Here is a 14,875-nt window from a genome sequence, read left to right on the forward strand (position 1 = left end):
CATGAAACTCACGCCGGAACTCTATGCGCTTACGATCGTCGCTATTTTGACGGTCTTGATGTGGGTGCCCTATATGAGCGCGCGAATGTTGACGCGCGGCATCATGCGCACGTTCGGCAACCCCGATCCGCGCATGCCGGCTGATCCTGCATGGGCTGAACGAGCGCGTCGCGCTCATGCGAACGCGGTGGAAAACCTGGTTGTTTTCGCGCCTGTCGTCATCATTGCAGCAATGATTGGCGTGAGCACGCCGGCAACGATCATGGCCGCCAAGATTTATCTCTGGGCTCGTATCGTTCACTACCTTGTCTATGCCGCCGGCATTCCGATCCTTCGCACGGTGTCATACATCGTGGGCGTCGCAGCAACGCTCGTGATCGCGGCAGCGGTGTTAGGTCACGTTTGAGCAGAGCGCTTATGACCGCGCTGTCGCAGAGATGGCCTTGAGCTCGCCGGTTTGAGTCATTCAACTCTGCAGCAGCGTATCCAGCACAACCTGGCGTGACGCGTCGCGTGGCTCGAGCATCGCGAAGAGGGGGCGTACCAGACCGCGCAACAACTCGGCATCGGGGCGCGTACGCGCGAGTACGCGGATGCCGATGACGGCGCCCAGCAGCAGGCGCGCCATATCGGCGGGCACATGCTCGGTCGGAATCGAGCCATCCAGTTGTCCGGCCCTCACGGAGCGCAGAAGAAAGGCCTCGATCTGCGCGAACACGCCCGCGACGACTTGCCGGAAATCCGCGTCATAGGGCGCGACTTCGAGAGCGGCATTCACCAGCATGCAGCCTTTATGGTCCGGATCTTCGATTGACCGCTCGACGAGCTCGTTCAGAAATCCGCGAATCGCATCACGCGGCGGCAATTGCGAAAAGCGCCGTTCGCGCTCCTTGAAGCTGTGCTCGACGTAATAGTCGAGCGCGAGGGCGTAGAGCGATCGCTTGTCGCCGTAGGCGTTGTACAGGCTGGCGCCCGCGATGCCCATATGCCGGGCGAGATCGCGTACCGACGTGGCTTCATAACCGTGCGACCAAAAGCATTGCACGGCGTGCTCGAGTACTGCGTTTTCGTCAAATTCCTTGCGTCGTGCCACGTATCACTCCTGTGCTGCGCTTGCTAACTCGCGAGATTGCCATGAAACATCTCGCCGTGTATTCTAGATCGCGCGCTCTAGATATGGCGCACGACCGGCTGATCTCTGGGGTTTGATGTATCGCCGGGATTTTTTGCCCGGTGTAACCGAATCGCCAGATGGATCGAATAAGAGAAGGTGGGGCTACGCGCCCGGTCGAGGAGCGGCTCAAGCAGCTGTTCCTCGCGGGGCTCGACGGTGATGCCGTGTCGTACCGGTCGTTTCTTGGCGCGCTGACCGGTCATTTACGCGCGTTTCTTCGAAAGCGGCTGTACCAGTTTCCCGACGATGTCGAAGATGTCGTTCAGGAAGCGCTGCTCGCGGTGCACAATGCGAGGCATACGTACGACGCATCTCAGCCGTTGACGGCGTGGCTGCACGCTGTGGCGAAATACAAGCTCATCGATTATTTGCGATCGCGTTCGCGTTATGAGGCTTTGAATGAGCCGCTTGACGACTATGCGGATTTCTTCGGAACATCGGATGAACACGCCACCGATGCGCGAAGAGACATCGGGAAATTACTCGAGACGCTGCCCGATAAACAGCGCCTGCCCATCGTGCACGTAAAATTGCAGGGATTATCGGTGGCGGAAACAGCAGAGATCACCGGGCTGTCGGAATCGGCCGTCAAGGTCGGGATTCATCGTGGACTCAAGGCATTGGCCTTGAAGATTAAAGATTTGCTATGAAAACGGACGACCTCGTTGCGATGCTCGCGACCGGTGCAACACCGGTCGATCGGCACGTCTTGCAGCGGCGTATGAGTGTTGCACTGTTGATCGGTGCGATCGGATCCGTCCTACTGATGCAGCTCGCATTCGGCGTGCGGCCCGATATTGGCCGGATGGTGCATGTGCCCATTTTCTGGGAGAAGCTGGCGTTTCCGACCGTGCTTGGCATTGGCGCGATGTGGGCGGTGGCGCGTCTTTCGCGTCCGGGACGCCGTGCCGGTAATGCCTGGCTGGTTGCCGCGGCGCCGGTCGCCGTGGTGTGGTTCAGCGCCCTGATCGTCCTGATGGGCACGCCGGCTGACGAGCGCGTTGCGATGATGCTCGGCCAGACGTGGCGTGTCTGCCCATTCAATATCGCTTTGCTCTCGGTGCCGACATTCATTGCCATTCAGATTGCCATGCGCGGTCTGGCGCCCACGTCGCCACGCGTCGCGGGTGCGGCGGGCGGTTTGCTTTCGGGGGCGATTGCCACGATCGCCTATAGCCTGCATTGCCCTGAAATGGGCGTGGCGTTCTGGGCGATCTGGTATGTGCTCGGCATGGCGATCCCCGCGGTCATCGGTGCGCTTTGGGGGCCGAAGCTGCTGCGCTGGTAGTCGAAAAGCGCAACGTGTGTGACTCGCGTCATCCCGACACGACGACGTCGTCGCTACCCGCTTCAACGATTCACGCCGGCTTGTCTGCCCGAGTCTTCCGAGCAGACAAGCCGGCGCGGGATCAATGCGGAAATCCAGGCGTCGTCGACATCAACAATCAACAGCAGCAGGTTGACATCAGAAATTGAAGCGGCTGTCGTCGCGCATGATCGCGATGCCGTTCGTATTGATGTTGTTGATGGTCACGGCGTGCTTGAGATTGAAGTTGCCATCTTCATCGACGTCGAAGATCGACACATGTGACACCGTACCGTTTGCGTCGACCACGGCAGCGAGCTTGTCGCGGTAGACGATATCCGTCGGGTTGCCCTGGAAGGTCGTCACAACGGCCGCGTCCTGAATGATTTTCTGGCCATAGACTGCGTAACGCGACACCGTATGGCTCGGCGAATTCGACGAGAACAGGAACGGGCCGTCGAGCGTGACCCAGCACGGCGCTTGTTGTGTACCCGATCCGGTTACAGTCAAAACGGCATCGTCGCGCACCAGGCTGATCTCGTTGGCGTGGGCGATCGTGACATACGCATCGTTGCCACGCGTCACCAGGCCAAACGGCGCGTTGACGTTCGTCGGAATGTTCGCGACGGTCTTCGTCGAACCCGCGACCGCGCCGTTCTTCGACAGTCCGACCGTTTCAATTACGTTGTTCTTTTCGCTGATCACCAGTTCATTGTCGACCGCGCCGACTTGAGCGGCCGAACCATCTCCCAGTACCAGCGTCGCCGTGCCGTCAGGGCGCGGGCTGACCGAGAAGCGATCGACCGGATGCGACTCGATATGCGTCGTCGACAGGATGTACAGGTGATCGTTGCGGAACACAACGCTGACCGGATTGGCCACGGCCGGAATCAGCGCGACCGGGTGGAGTCCGAGGTTCCCGTCCTTCGCGAAGACCGTCACGTTCTTCGATCCAAAGTTGACGACCGCAAGCAGGTCATGGTTCTGCGCGATACCGCCCGCATTGCCGCTGACCCCGCCCATGCCGCCGGTTTTCACTTGTCCGGCGAGCGTGCCGTCCGTGTTGTACACGAGTAATTCGTTGACCTGCGTATTCGACGACGTGACGACGCGCGCGTTGGTTTCCGCATGGGCGATCGTGGCTGAAAGCAGCGTCAGGGCTATCGCACTGCTAAGGGCTAGTTGCTTCATGGCTGTTCCTCGATGTGCTGACTAAAAAGGGGGACGTCTTGAACTTCGATTGCATGCCTCGCCCTCTATGGGGGCAGCGTCTAATTCGTCCGGACGAACATCGCGGTTACAGCTCCTGAGCCTTTTTCATGACCACCCAAAGCAACCGCCTCGACATCGTTTGAGACGCCGTTTGAGACGCCTCTCCAGTCATCAGATGTATTGTTAATGGATCGGGTCAGATCGTTGTGATGCAGTGCGGAAATTCGCGAGAATCGGGCAATTTACCGGTGATTAACGCTGTGAGTTCGGGTTTTCCCTGCGTTAAAACATCAGACGTCTGATGTAGAGTGCACTTCACTCACTGGAAAAAAGGCCCATGCGACTGAGTATCGAGCACTCGATGAGCGAGAAGATTCAGGAATCGTTGATGGCGATGATTCGTGAACGCGCGCTCAAGCCAGGCGACCAGATTCCGACGGAGCCCGAACTGTGCGAGTTGCTTGGCGTAGGGCGGTCGAGCTTGCGGGAAGCGGTCGCGCAGATGATTTCGCATGGCCTGCTGTCGCGTCTGCAAGGACGCGGCACCTTCGTCAGGCAGGTGTCGCTCAAGCTTCAGGGCGGACTCGACGATCTGCTTTCAGTGACCGACATGATTCACGCGGTAGGTGGTGTGCCGTCGACCTGCCGCTTGCAGATGGACCGCATCCAGGCTGACGAGACGCTTGCGGACAAGCTGCGATTGCGCGTGGGCGACCCGTGTGTGCGCATCGAACGCGTGCGGTGTGCCGACGACGCGATCGCTGCGTATTGCATCGACACCGTGCCGAAGGCCATTTTCGACGCCGCGGATTCGCAGCTCGGAGAGTCGTTGTTTGCAATGTTCGGGCGGGCAGGGCGGCGGCTGTCGCATACGCACACCTCGATCCAGCCGACCATCCTGACGCAGCGTGACTTGCCTGAGCTGGGTGACAGCATCGGATTGTTTTTACTGCTCGACGAAGTCGACTTCGACGATACCGGCGAGCCGATTTGCTACAGCAACGACTACTACAACACCAGCATCTTCAAATTCGACCTGGTCCGCAAAAAGCGCTAAGACCGAATCGAACATGGAGGAGACGCCATGGAGTTTGAAGCAATGAGCTCGTCCGAGCTCTCTGCGTATTTACGTGCCGTACCCGCGCTGAGCGCGCTGCTCGACGACCCGGACGAGCTCGATATCGCCGAGGTCGGCGATGGCAATCTGAATTTCGTCTACTTTGCGACGAACGTGCGCGCGCCGGCGAAGAGCGTCGTCGTCAAGCAGGCGCCGCCGTTTTTGCGGTTGGCCGGCAAGACATGGCCGCTCACGCGGCACCGCATGGAGCGCGAAGTCGGAGCGCTGCGCCGCTTTGCCGCGCTGTGTCCCGAGCACGTGCCCAAGGTGTTTCATGCCGACAGTGGCCTGTTTCTCGTGGTCATGCAGCGACTGATGACGCACCGGATACTGCGGCAAGGCCTGATGGACGGCGTCGTCTATCCGCGCCTCGCCGATCATATGTCGACGTATCTCGCGCACACGCTGTTTTTCGGCTCTGACCTGTTTCTTGCGCCGGATGTGAAGAAGCAGGCCGTGAGGGCATCGATCAATGTCGAACTCTGCAAGATCACCGAAGACCTCGTCTTCACGTATCCGTTTGAAGACCACCCTTCGAACATCTACAACCCTGCATTGCCGCGCACGGAGATCGAACGCCTCTGGCGCTCGCCCAAGGTCCGTTCGGTCGTCGGGGAAATGAAGTGGACGTTCATGAATGCGGCAGAGACCTTGCTGCATGGCGATCTGCACACCGGCTCGATCATGGTCAACGAGGACGAGACGTATGTGATCGATCCCGAGTTCGCGTTTTATGGGCCGATGGGATTCGACATTGGAGCGCTGCTCGCGAACCTGCTGCTCGCGTTCTTCTCGCGCGAGTGGCACGACCGTCCCGATGCGCATGCCGTTGCAAGCACGATGGCCGCGCATCAGGCAGTGGCACGTGATCTGGCCACCGCGACAAAAGAGGGCGCGCAAATTGCATCGGCTCCGGGCACAGATCGCATCCGCTATCAGGACTGGCTGCTCGATCAGATGACGTCGATCTGGAACCAGTTCGAAAGCAAGTTCGACGGACTCTGGCGTGAGCATGAAGGCCGCCGCAACAGCCATTTTATTGGCGACGATTTCTCAAACGATTGCGCGGCTGCGTTCCGTGCCCGTTTCCTCAAGAAGCTGCTTGCGCAGACGCTTGGCTTTGCAGGCTGCAAGATGGTGCGCCGCGTGCTGGGCATGGCGAAGGTCGCCGATATTACGAGCATTCCGGATGAGGCCGTTCGCGCGCGCGTCGAAACACGCTGTCTGCGTTGCGCGGAATCGTTGCTGCTCGAGCACGAATCAATCGGGTCGATCGAAGAGGTCGCTGCGCTTGCGCGCAGCATTCAAGCCACCTTCCGGGCATAGGGTCAGAAAGGATGAAAAAAGTGAGGCATGGCCCGCGCGGAAAGCCCTGCATGACACTGACCGAACCCACGCAGGCGCAGTGTGATCGCGCCTGAGAAATCGACAGACATGGACGGACATGGACAGACATCGACCGACATCGACATGCTGGAAGCACCATTGAATACGACACTCGACTTGCCGCTTTCCGGAGACCGCATGATTGCGCCGTCCCTTTTGTCGAACCTGCCCGCGACGCTCGTCTGGGAAGACGACACCTTACGCATTCTTGACCAACGCCGCCTGCCCGGAGAAACGGTAGTCGAGACGGTTGCTACGGCCGAGGCCGTCTGGCGCGCGATCCATGAGCTGCGCGTGCGCGGCGCGCCTGCCATCGGCGTGGCCGCGGCATATGGACTGTGCGTCGCCATGCAACCGTATCGCGATACCGCGATCGATGCGTTTCGTGACCGCCTGACCGAACGTGCGGCGTATCTCGACAGCGCCCGCCCGACCGCGGTCAATCTCGGCTGGGGCCTCAAACGCATGCTGTCAGCGGCGCAGCGCCACAACGCGACGACATCACTCGAGTTGTACGACGCGCTGGTCGCGGAAGCCCGCTGCATTCATGAGGAAGACCGGTTGCTATGCGAGCAGATTGGCCGGCATGGCCTGTCGCTGATCAAGCCGAATATGGGCGTGCTCACGCACTGCAATGCGGGTGCGCTGGCTACGACGGGTCTCGGCACCGCGACTGCACCGCTTTATCTCGCGCATCACGAAGGCAGGCCGTTTCGCGTCTATGCGGACGAAACGCGGCCTTTGCTTCAGGGCGCCCGTTTGACGGCTTACGAATTGCAGGTAGCCGGTATTGACGTCACCTTGATCACCGATGGCATGGCGGCGTCGATGATGTCGCAGGGCTTGATCGACCTCGTGATCGTCGGCGCCGATCGTGTCGCAGCGAACGGAGACTTCGCCAACAAGATCGGCACGCTGAGCCTCGCGATCGCGTGCAAGCACTTCAATGTGCCGTTCTACGTGGCATGCCCGTCTTCGACGCTCGATCTCGAGACACCCGACGGCCGCTCGATCGTCATCGAGGAACGCGGCGCCGCGGAGGTCACGTCGTTCGGTGCTCGCCCGACCGCGCCCACGGGCATCAAGGTCCGCAACCCGGCTTTCGACGTGACGCCGCACACCCTGGTGACGGGATATGTGACTGAACTCGGGATCGTGAGCGAGCCGTATGGTCAGAACCTCGCGTCGATGTTCGGAGCGCATCGATGAGCCCAACGTCCGGTGCCGACACGGAACGCGTCTTGCGCAACGAGATTGTTGCGACGGCGCGTGAAATGAACCGGCTCGGCATCAATCAGGGCACGTCGGGCAATGTCAGCGCCCGGTGGCGCGATGGATTGCTGATCACGCCGAGCGGGATTCCGGCGCAGGCTTTGTCGGCCGAGGCCATCGTCTGGCTGCCGATGGATGTCGAGCCGGATTCGCCCGTGTTCGAGACGAGCCGGCCGTCGAGTGAATGGCGTTTTCATCGGGACATCCTGCAGCATCGGACGGATGTTCACGCCGTCGTGCATACGCATTCGACGGCGGCGACGGCTGTTTCGATTCATGAGCGCGGTATTCCGGCGATCCACTACATGGTGACTGCGGCCGGTGGCGATTCGATTCGCTGCGCGCCGTACGCGACATTCGGCACGCAGGCGTTGTCGGACCACGCGATCGAGGCGCTCGAAGCGCGTACGGCCTGCCTGCTTGCGCACCATGGCGTGATCGCGATCGGCCGCGACCTGTCGCGCGCGCTGTGGCTGGCCAACGAAGTCGAGGTATTGGCAAAACAGTATCTGCTCGCGTTGCAGATGGGCGAGCCGCCGTTGCTGTCTGACGAAGCGATTCGTGAGGCCATCGACCGATTCAAGACGTACGGACCGCGCAAGCCGGCGGCAGACGGGCAGGGACACTGAACGCGCGCAGCGAGCGTCTGGCGGCACGGAGGTCCGACCTCCGCGGCGGCGTCGATTGGAGCATTGGGGTTGTAGCGTTGTCTTGCCGGATCACACAGCGTCCGGTGTGCACGATAACTTGAACAATGGAGACAGTTATGGCATCGCAAGTATTCAGCCTTCCTACGCATCATCCTTTAAGCCGCTCGGTCGGCGCCGTCTTGCTTTGCGCGGCCGCAGCACTGGCAGGCTGTTCAAAGAGTGAGTCGCCGTCGTCGTCGGGTTCGGCGGCCAGCGACGCGGCCGCCAGCGCTGCCGCTGCGCCGGCAAGCGCGCCGGCAGCCGCCGCAGCGGGAGGCAAGCAAAAGATCGGCTTCTCGATCGCGACGCTGAACAACGCGTTCTTTGTCGGGCTCAAGCTTGGCGTTGAAAAGGGCGCCAAGGATCAGGGTTTCGATCTGGTCCAGACGAATGCCAATGGCGACGCGCAGCAGCAGGTCAACGATGCGACCAACCTGCTGAGCCAGGGCATCACGGCGCTTGTGCTCAACCCGATCGATTCGAAAGCGATCATCCCGGCTGTCGAGAAAGCCAATCAGATGGGCATTCCGGTCTACACGCTCGATCGCGGTTCGGACGGCGGCAAGATCACTTCATTTGTGGCGTCCGACAACGTCGCGCTTGGCGCGACCGGCGCGAAATGGATTGCCGACCAGCTCAAGGCCCGCTATGGCTCGCCTAAAGGCAATGTGGTCGATCTGATCGGTCTCGTAGGCACGACGGCTGCGACAGACCGTGAAAAGGGCTTCAGCGACGAGATGGCGAAGTATCCGGATATCAAGGTCGTCGCACGGCAGGAGGGCGCGTTCGACCAGGAGAAATCGCTTAACGCGATGACCAATATCCTGCAGAAATTCCCGCAGATCGACGCCGTGTTCGGTGCGAACGATGACAACACGGTCGGCGCGGAAAAGGCGATCGACAACGCGGGTCGTTACAAGCCGCTGGGTGACAAGGACCACATCATGGTCATCGGCGCGGACGGCACTGCGCAGGCCTTGTCGGCCATTCGCTCAGGCAAGCAAGACGCGACGATCTCGCAGAACCCGATCGAGATGGCCGCCAAGTCGCTGAGCTTTATCGCCGACTACGCCGCAAAGAAGGACGTTCCGGCGAACTATGCATGGCCGACCATGCTGATCGACAAGTCGAACATCGATTCAGACGAGGTCAAGAAGTACGGCCTGTGGTCCTTGCAGGTCAGTCAGTAAGCAGGTTGCAGGAAGGTCGCGCACCGCTGAGTGCGGTGCGCGACCCCGGGTCGTTCAACGCGGAAGATCGGTCATGAATGTCGAATCGGCAGTATCCGCACCCTCGGATCGTGCATCACCCTCAGCGGGATCCGGTGTGCCGTTGTTGAATATGCAGGGCATCGTCAAGAGTTTTCCGGGCGTCAAGGCACTGCGCGGCGTGAGCCTGACGCTGCATGCGGGCCAGGTGATGGCGATCGTCGGCGAAAACGGCGCTGGAAAATCGTCATTGATCAAGACCCTCTCAGGCGCCTACGAGCCCGACGAAGGCACTATCGATATCCGCGGCCATCGCCTCGCACGCGGCACGCACGCCGCCATCGACGCGGGCGTCGCAGTCATCTATCAGGAGTTGTCGCTCGTCAATGACATGACGGTCGCCGAGAACCTGTTTCTCGGCCGCATGCCGGCTCGATCGGGTTTTGTCGATCGCCGGCGTGCCGACGCGATGGCGCGCGATGCGCTCAGGCAGGTCGGCCTCGACGAAGTGTCACCGTCGATGAGACTGGGCGACTTGCCGCTGAACAAACGTCAACTTGTCGAAGTGGCGAAGGCGATCGCGCGCAACGCGCAGATTCTCGTCATGGATGAGCCGACGGCCGCGCTTCAGCATGACGACATCGCGAATCTCTATGCCGTGGTGCGCCGCCTCAAAGCCGCGGGAATGGGCATTATTTTTATCTCTCACCATCTCGAAGAGGTCTTCGAGCTGGCCGACTCGGCCGTCGTGATGCGAGACGGCGCCACGGTCGCCGAGCGCCCGATGAGTGCGTGGACCGAGCAGGACCTCGTGCAGGCCATGGTCGCACGCACGCTCGAGTCGATGTATCCGTGGGAAGCGCGTCTCTATGGGGACGTCATGCTTGAAGTCCGTGACATTGCGAGTCCGCCGATGGTTCGCCAGGCGAGCTTCAGCGTACGCGCCGGCGAAATCATCGGCATTGCCGGCATTGCCGGCGCGGGGCGTACCGAGTTGCTGAAGACCATTTTCGGTGCGCTCAAATTGAGTGCGGGACAGATTCTCGTACGTGGCCAGCCGGTATCGATTCATTCGCCGACAGACGGCGTGCGTCACGGCATCGTCTACACGGCCGAAGATCGCAAGCTCGAAGGCCTCGTGCTCGAAGCCAGCATCGAAGAAAACGTTGCGTTGTCGAGCCTCAAGGCCCTGGCCACAGGAGGCTTCGTGAGCAACGCGCGCAAACGCAAGCTGGCCCAGGATGCGAGCAAGCGGTTTGCCGTGCGTGCGCCATCCGTCGCGCAGATCACGGGCAACCTCTCGGGTGGCAATCAGCAGAAGGTGATTCTCGGGCGCGCCACGTCGACGCAGCCCGCCGTGATCATGCTGGATGAGCCGACGCGCGGCATCGATGTCGGCGCAAAAAGCGAAATCTACGCACACATCATTTCGATGGCGCGCGCGGGCGCTGCCGTGATCATGGTCAGTTCCGAGCTGCCTGAACTGCTCGGCATGTCGGACCGCGTGCTCGTGATGTATCGCGGGCGCATCGTGACAGAACTCTCGCGCGACGAAGCGGACTCGGAGTCCGTTATCCAATGGGCGACGACAGGAGTGGGAGTATGACTTCGATGGCAACCAAACAACCCGATCCGGACGCGCTGTCGACGCGCGTGATACGGCAACTTCGCAGCGGCATCGGGCCGCTGTTTGCGGCGCTCGTGATCATTTGCGTTGCGCTCTCGTTTGCGTCGCCGGAGTTCCTGACGACGAGCACCCTGACCAACATCATGGTGCAGGTGTCGGTGGTCGGCATTGCGGCGGTGGGCGGCACCTTCGTGATCATCACGTCCGGCATCGACCTGTCGGTAGGCTCGCTTGTCGCGTTGACGGGCATGGTCGCCGCGACGCTCATGGCGGGCTCGACGCCGGACAACATCGGACTGGGCCTGCTGGGTCTTGTCGTGGCGATCGGTGTCGGCGCGCTGGTCGGCGCACTGAACGGTTTTTCTGTTGCATGGTTAAGGCTGGTGCCGTTTATCGTGACCCTTGCCGTGATGGCCATGGGCCGCGGCCTGACGCTCGCGATCTCGGATGGACGCACCAAGTTCGATTTTCCGAACGTCTTCACGGCGTTCGGCGCGAAGTCGGTCATGGGCTTGCCGGCCCCGATGCTCGTAATGCTGTGCGTGTTCGTCATCGGGCACGTGCTGTTACGCAAGACGACGTTCGGCCACCAGGTGTTTGCTGTGGGGGGCAACAAGGAAGCGGCGCGTCTCGCGGGTATCCCCGTGCAGCGCGTGATTTTCCTGACCTATACGCTCGCGGGCGCGACGGCTGCGATTGCGGGCATCGTGCTTGCCGGCCGGCTCAATTCCGCGTTGCCTTCGGCGGCGAACGGTCTCGAGTTGCAAGTGATCGCAGGCGTGGTGATCGGCGGCACGTCACTTGCCGGCGGCCGCGGGTCGATCATCGGCACATTTATCGGCGTGGTCCTGATCGGCGTGATCAATGTCGGGCTTTCGCTGCTCGGTGTGAATCCGTTCTGGACACAGTTTATTCAGGGTGGCGTGATTTTCGCGGCCGTCCTGCTCGATGCATTCAGTCAGCGCCGCAAGCTGTGATCGCGCGCCTGTCCCAGTCATAGCAGACCGAACAAGGAGCTTAGTGTGAAGAAAATCATTAACCAGCCCGATCAGTTCGTCGATGAGGTCGTCGATGCATTGTTCCTCGCGCATCCGGACTGGATCAAGGCGGCCACCGCGGATCGGCGCGCGCTCGTGCGTGCCGATGCGCCAAAGAAGGGCCACGTGGGCATCGTGACGGGCGGCGGGTCGGGGCACTTGCCGGGCTTCCTCGGCTACGTCGGCAAAGGCTTGTGCAGCGGTGTCGCGGTCGGCAATGTGTTTTCGTCACCGTCTTCCGAACAGATTTTCGAAGCGACCAAGGCCGTCGATGGCGGCGCGGGCGTGCTTTATGTCTATGGCAACTACGGCGGTGACGTCTTCAATTTCGATCTCGCCGCGGATCTGGCCGAGGCCGAATCGATCGACGTCAAGACCGTGCTCCTGACGGACGATGTCGCATCGGCACCGTCCGAGCGCGCGAGTGACCGTCGCGGCGTCGCCGGCATGGCGTTCGTTTTCAAGTGCGCCGGCGCGGCAGCCGAGCGCGGCGATTCGCTCGACGAGGTCGCGCGTATTGCGGCCAAGGCCAATGCGCAATGCCGCACGATGGGCGTGGGGCTCTCGCCGACGATCCTTCCGGCGGCGGGCAAGCCAACCTTTACCTTGCCTGACGGCGAAATGGAAATCGGTATCGGCATCCACGGCGAACCCGGCACGCATCGCGGCAAGCTCGAAACGGCCGATGCGATCGCCGAGCGGCTCGCAAACGAAATCCTCGGCGATCTGAAAGCGCCTAAAGGCTCGCGCGTGGCCGTCCTCGTCAACGGGCTTGGCGCGACCCCGCTCGAAGAGCTCTATTTGCTCTATCGCCGCACGCACGCGCTGATCGCCGATGCGGGGCTGACGGTGGCACGCACTTATGTCGGCGAGTATGTGACGAGCCTGGAGATGGCCGGCGCATCGATCACCGTCATGCTGGTCGATGACGAGCTCGAAGCGTTGCTCGCAGCGCCCGCGAGCTCACCGTTCTACCGTGACTGGCTGCTTTGAACAGGGAGGGGCGATGAGTCTGACGAGCAACGAATTGCGCGATCTGCTGAGCCGCACGCTGGCGTCGATGCCCGAGCACGCCGAGGAACTCCGCGAACTCGATGCAGCACTGGGCGATGGCGACCTGGGGATCACGGTCCAGTCGGGATCGAACGCTGTGATCAAGGCCTTCGAAGCTTTGCCTTCCGAAGCGGCGGTCAATGAACTGTTGCTTGCTGCAGGCAAGGCTTTTTCGACCGCCAACCCGTCGACGTTTGCGGCCCTGATCGGCGGAGGCCTGCTCGCCGCTGCGAAGGCGGTTGCCGGAAAAACCAGCGTCGGCAAGGACGAGGCGCTCGAGATCGGCCGCGCTGTCGCGGCGCGCATCATCGAGCGAGGCAAAAGTCAGGTCGGTGACAAGACGGTGCTCGACGCGCTCGTGCCCAGTCTCGACGTGCTCGAAAGCGCGCAAGGCGACGCGAAAGCTCAGCTCGCAGCGATGATCGACAAGGCACGCGAGCAGGTTCAGGCGACGGCAGCACTGCGTTCGCAAAAGGGTCGCGCTGCATGGGTGCAGGAGCGCAGCGTCGGGCATGCGGATCCGGGGGCGACAGCGTGCCTGCGATTCCTCGAGGCGCTTGCCCGCTCCATCGCTTAAGGGCGTCGCGATGGAGGCTGACTTGAGGTGGACTGGAGGCTGACTGAGCCTCCATTGACAAGCGTCAAAGGGTGGGGGTGCCGGTAGGGCCATCATGGTTTCGAAAGCCCAATGCGTCGTTCGAACCCACGCGAGCCTCTTGCGTGGGTCGGTGGCGATTTTCCGGGAGCGAAGCCATGACCCTGTCCTCCGACCCGACCCCAACACAGCCGCTACTCAGCGAGCCGATCCTTGTCGCAGCCGAAGGCGGCTTGGGTTTGCACCCGCTCGCACGCTACGCGCTCAAGTTTGCGACTCAAGGTAGCGCGTTGCACCTTGCAGCCGTCACGGGCGACCCGCGATTGCTGTTTCCAACCATCGCCCTGCAAGCCGAGGACTGGCTCGATGCGCACGAGGCCGTGTTGTCGTCGAGCAAGGCCGCGCTGGCATCCGCAGAGCGACGTCTGGCCGAGACGCCGCGCAGCGTCGACACATCGGTGGTGGATCTTTCGGCACACAGCCTCTCGCCGGCGCAGGCCGTCGCCTCGCTCGCCTGTCGTTCCAACGCTTCGCTCGTCGCCATCACGGCGTTTGGCCGCGGAGAGCGTGCACGCGGTATGTGGCGTATCGATCCCGAAGAGCTTGCGAGTGCCTCCGCGTGTCCGGTGCTCTACGTGCCCTATGCATGCCTGGAAGACGGCCACACCGGCCTCGACAAGGTGATGATTGGTCTCGACGGCAGCGACAACAGCTTCGAGGCCTTGTCTTTCGTGATGTCGCATGTGCCGGCTGCCACGCGCATCCACGTGGTCCGTGTCGTCGATCACGCGCTTGGCCTGCGCAACACGCCTCGCATCACGGGCTTGATGAGGTCGGGCATGCGCATATTGAAGCGAGCCTACGACATGCTGATTCAGTGCGGCCGTATGGGGGAGACCACGTTGCTCGGTACGTCGACGAGCGCGCGCACTGTCGCCGAGACGAAAGCCCATGAGGCCGACCGCTGGAACGCCGACCTTGTGGTGCTCGGTACGCGAGGGCACAGCCCGTTCAGGCGTTGGCTGCTCGGCAGCGTTTCGGAGCGCTCCCTGCGCTCCGCGAGGCGCGCGGTGCTGATCGTGCCGGCCCTCGACGACCGCGCGACGTTGCGCGGGTTGTGCGATGCGCTAGGCCAGGACCGCGACGCCGTCGCGGAAAACAGCGCCATCCTGCCACCGCCGGTGTTTCTCTGATCGCAG

General features: G+C 61.8%; 15 protein-coding genes. 13 read left to right on the forward strand and 2 right to left on the reverse strand.

The window, feature by feature from the left end; genetic code table 11:
* Nucleotide 1 precedes the first annotated feature (1 nt).
* The gene (locus ACMFWR_RS20505) at nucleotides 2-406 is read left to right on the forward strand and encodes an MAPEG family protein (protein WP_413196529.1); all 405 of its coding nucleotides are present in this window, start codon (nucleotides 2-4) and stop codon (nucleotides 404-406) included.
* Nucleotides 407-466: 60 nt separating this feature from the next.
* On the opposite strand, the gene ACMFWR_RS20510 is transcribed toward ACMFWR_RS20505, so the two are convergent.
* Nucleotides 467-1,093 carry a TetR/AcrR family transcriptional regulator gene (locus ACMFWR_RS20510; protein ID WP_413196530.1) on the reverse strand — a complete coding sequence of 209 codons (627 nt, stop codon included), beginning with the start codon at nucleotides 1,091-1,093 and terminating at the stop codon, nucleotides 467-469.
* A gap of 158 nt (nucleotides 1,094-1,251) precedes the next feature.
* On the opposite strand from ACMFWR_RS20510, the gene ACMFWR_RS20515 reads away from it, so the two are divergent.
* Together ACMFWR_RS20515 and ACMFWR_RS20520 are read left to right on the forward strand one after the other, a co-directional pair.
* Nucleotides 1,252-1,824: a sigma-70 family RNA polymerase sigma factor gene (locus tag ACMFWR_RS20515; RefSeq protein ID WP_413196531.1), complete on the forward strand. Its 573-nt coding sequence runs from the start codon at nucleotides 1,252-1,254 to the stop codon at nucleotides 1,822-1,824.
* Complete coding sequence (locus ACMFWR_RS20520; RefSeq protein ID WP_413196532.1) at nucleotides 1,821-2,462, forward strand: DUF1109 domain-containing protein; 642 nt, start codon at nucleotides 1,821-1,823, stop codon at nucleotides 2,460-2,462. The genes ACMFWR_RS20515 and ACMFWR_RS20520 overlap by 4 nt, the downstream gene beginning before the upstream one ends.
* A gap of 177 nt (nucleotides 2,463-2,639) precedes the next feature.
* Here the strand turns inward: ACMFWR_RS20520 and ACMFWR_RS20525 are convergent, their stop codons facing one another.
* Nucleotides 2,640-3,671: a hypothetical protein gene (locus ACMFWR_RS20525; RefSeq protein WP_413196533.1), complete on the reverse strand. Its 1,032-nt coding sequence runs from the start codon at nucleotides 3,669-3,671 to the stop codon at nucleotides 2,640-2,642.
* A 382-nt stretch (nucleotides 3,672-4,053) separates the two neighbouring features.
* Between ACMFWR_RS20525 and ACMFWR_RS20530 the strand changes: the two genes are divergently transcribed.
* The 10 genes from ACMFWR_RS20530 to ACMFWR_RS20575 all read left to right on the forward strand — a co-directional run bounded on the left by ACMFWR_RS20530 (nucleotide 4,054) and on the right by ACMFWR_RS20575 (nucleotide 14,869).
* Complete coding sequence (locus ACMFWR_RS20530) at nucleotides 4,054-4,749, forward strand: GntR family transcriptional regulator (RefSeq protein ID WP_413196534.1); 696 nt, start codon at nucleotides 4,054-4,056, stop codon at nucleotides 4,747-4,749.
* A 27-nt stretch (nucleotides 4,750-4,776) separates the two neighbouring features.
* Entirely contained in the window at nucleotides 4,777-6,135 is a 1,359-nt protein-coding gene (gene mtnK, locus ACMFWR_RS20535) for an S-methyl-5-thioribose kinase (RefSeq protein WP_413196535.1), read from the forward strand.
* A gap of 198 nt (nucleotides 6,136-6,333) precedes the next feature.
* A complete protein-coding gene (gene mtnA, locus ACMFWR_RS20540) occupies nucleotides 6,334-7,404 on the forward strand; it encodes an S-methyl-5-thioribose-1-phosphate isomerase (RefSeq protein WP_413197302.1) in 1,071 nt (356 codons plus the stop codon).
* Nucleotides 7,401-8,096, forward strand: a complete 696-nt coding sequence (locus tag ACMFWR_RS20545) for a class II aldolase/adducin family protein (RefSeq protein WP_413196536.1) — start codon at nucleotides 7,401-7,403, stop codon at nucleotides 8,094-8,096. Before mtnA ends, ACMFWR_RS20545 begins: the two co-directional genes overlap by 4 nt.
* Before the next feature lie 137 nt (nucleotides 8,097-8,233).
* Nucleotides 8,234-9,346: a sugar ABC transporter substrate-binding protein gene (locus ACMFWR_RS20550; RefSeq protein ID WP_413196537.1), complete on the forward strand. Its 1,113-nt coding sequence runs from the start codon at nucleotides 8,234-8,236 to the stop codon at nucleotides 9,344-9,346.
* A 73-nt stretch (nucleotides 9,347-9,419) separates the two neighbouring features.
* A complete protein-coding gene (locus ACMFWR_RS20555) occupies nucleotides 9,420-10,970 on the forward strand; it encodes a sugar ABC transporter ATP-binding protein (protein ID WP_413196538.1) in 1,551 nt (516 codons plus the stop codon).
* A complete protein-coding gene (locus ACMFWR_RS20560; protein ID WP_413196539.1) occupies nucleotides 10,967-11,968 on the forward strand; it encodes an ABC transporter permease in 1,002 nt (333 codons plus the stop codon). The genes ACMFWR_RS20555 and ACMFWR_RS20560 overlap by 4 nt, the downstream gene beginning before the upstream one ends.
* 45 nt (nucleotides 11,969-12,013) lie before the next feature.
* On the forward strand, nucleotides 12,014-13,021 hold the full coding sequence (locus ACMFWR_RS20565; RefSeq protein WP_413196540.1) for a dihydroxyacetone kinase subunit DhaK: 1,008 nt from the start codon (nucleotides 12,014-12,016) through the stop codon (nucleotides 13,019-13,021).
* A gap of 13 nt (nucleotides 13,022-13,034) precedes the next feature.
* Complete coding sequence (locus ACMFWR_RS20570) at nucleotides 13,035-13,658, forward strand: DAK2 domain-containing protein (protein ID WP_413196541.1); 624 nt, start codon at nucleotides 13,035-13,037, stop codon at nucleotides 13,656-13,658.
* Nucleotides 13,659-13,834: 176 nt separating this feature from the next.
* The gene (locus tag ACMFWR_RS20575) at nucleotides 13,835-14,869 is read left to right on the forward strand and encodes a universal stress protein (protein WP_413196542.1); all 1,035 of its coding nucleotides are present in this window, start codon (nucleotides 13,835-13,837) and stop codon (nucleotides 14,867-14,869) included.
* Nucleotides 14,870-14,875: the final 6 nt, after the last annotated feature.

This window comes from Pararobbsia alpina, assembly GCF_965118125.1.
Lineage (GTDB): Bacteria > Pseudomonadota > Gammaproteobacteria > Burkholderiales > Burkholderiaceae > Pararobbsia > Pararobbsia alpina_A.

Excerpts from the sequence above, each read along its gene's own strand:
- ACMFWR_RS20505 (WP_413196529.1), top strand. The coding sequence starts at position 2 with ATGAAACTCACGCCGGAACTCTATGCGCTTACGATCGTCGCTATTTTG.
- ACMFWR_RS20515 (WP_413196531.1), top strand. The coding sequence starts at position 1,252 with ATGGATCGAATAAGAGAAGGTGGGGCTACGCGCCCGGTCGAGGAGCGG.
- ACMFWR_RS20520 (WP_413196532.1), top strand. The coding sequence starts at position 1,821 with ATGAAAACGGACGACCTCGTTGCGATGCTCGCGACCGGTGCAACACCG.
- ACMFWR_RS20525 (WP_413196533.1), bottom strand. The coding sequence starts at position 3,671 with ATGAAGCAACTAGCCCTTAGCAGTGCGATAGCCCTGACGCTGCTTTCA.
- ACMFWR_RS20530 (WP_413196534.1), top strand. The coding sequence starts at position 4,054 with ATGAGCGAGAAGATTCAGGAATCGTTGATGGCGATGATTCGTGAACGC.
- mtnK (WP_413196535.1), top strand. The coding sequence starts at position 4,777 with ATGGAGTTTGAAGCAATGAGCTCGTCCGAGCTCTCTGCGTATTTACGT.
- mtnA (WP_413197302.1), top strand. The coding sequence starts at position 6,334 with ATGATTGCGCCGTCCCTTTTGTCGAACCTGCCCGCGACGCTCGTCTGG.
- ACMFWR_RS20545 (WP_413196536.1), top strand. The coding sequence starts at position 7,401 with ATGAGCCCAACGTCCGGTGCCGACACGGAACGCGTCTTGCGCAACGAG.
- ACMFWR_RS20550 (WP_413196537.1), top strand. The coding sequence starts at position 8,234 with ATGGCATCGCAAGTATTCAGCCTTCCTACGCATCATCCTTTAAGCCGC.
- ACMFWR_RS20555 (WP_413196538.1), top strand. The coding sequence starts at position 9,420 with ATGAATGTCGAATCGGCAGTATCCGCACCCTCGGATCGTGCATCACCC.
- ACMFWR_RS20560 (WP_413196539.1), top strand. The coding sequence starts at position 10,967 with ATGACTTCGATGGCAACCAAACAACCCGATCCGGACGCGCTGTCGACG.
- ACMFWR_RS20570 (WP_413196541.1), top strand. The coding sequence starts at position 13,035 with ATGAGTCTGACGAGCAACGAATTGCGCGATCTGCTGAGCCGCACGCTG.
- ACMFWR_RS20575 (WP_413196542.1), top strand. The coding sequence starts at position 13,835 with ATGACCCTGTCCTCCGACCCGACCCCAACACAGCCGCTACTCAGCGAG.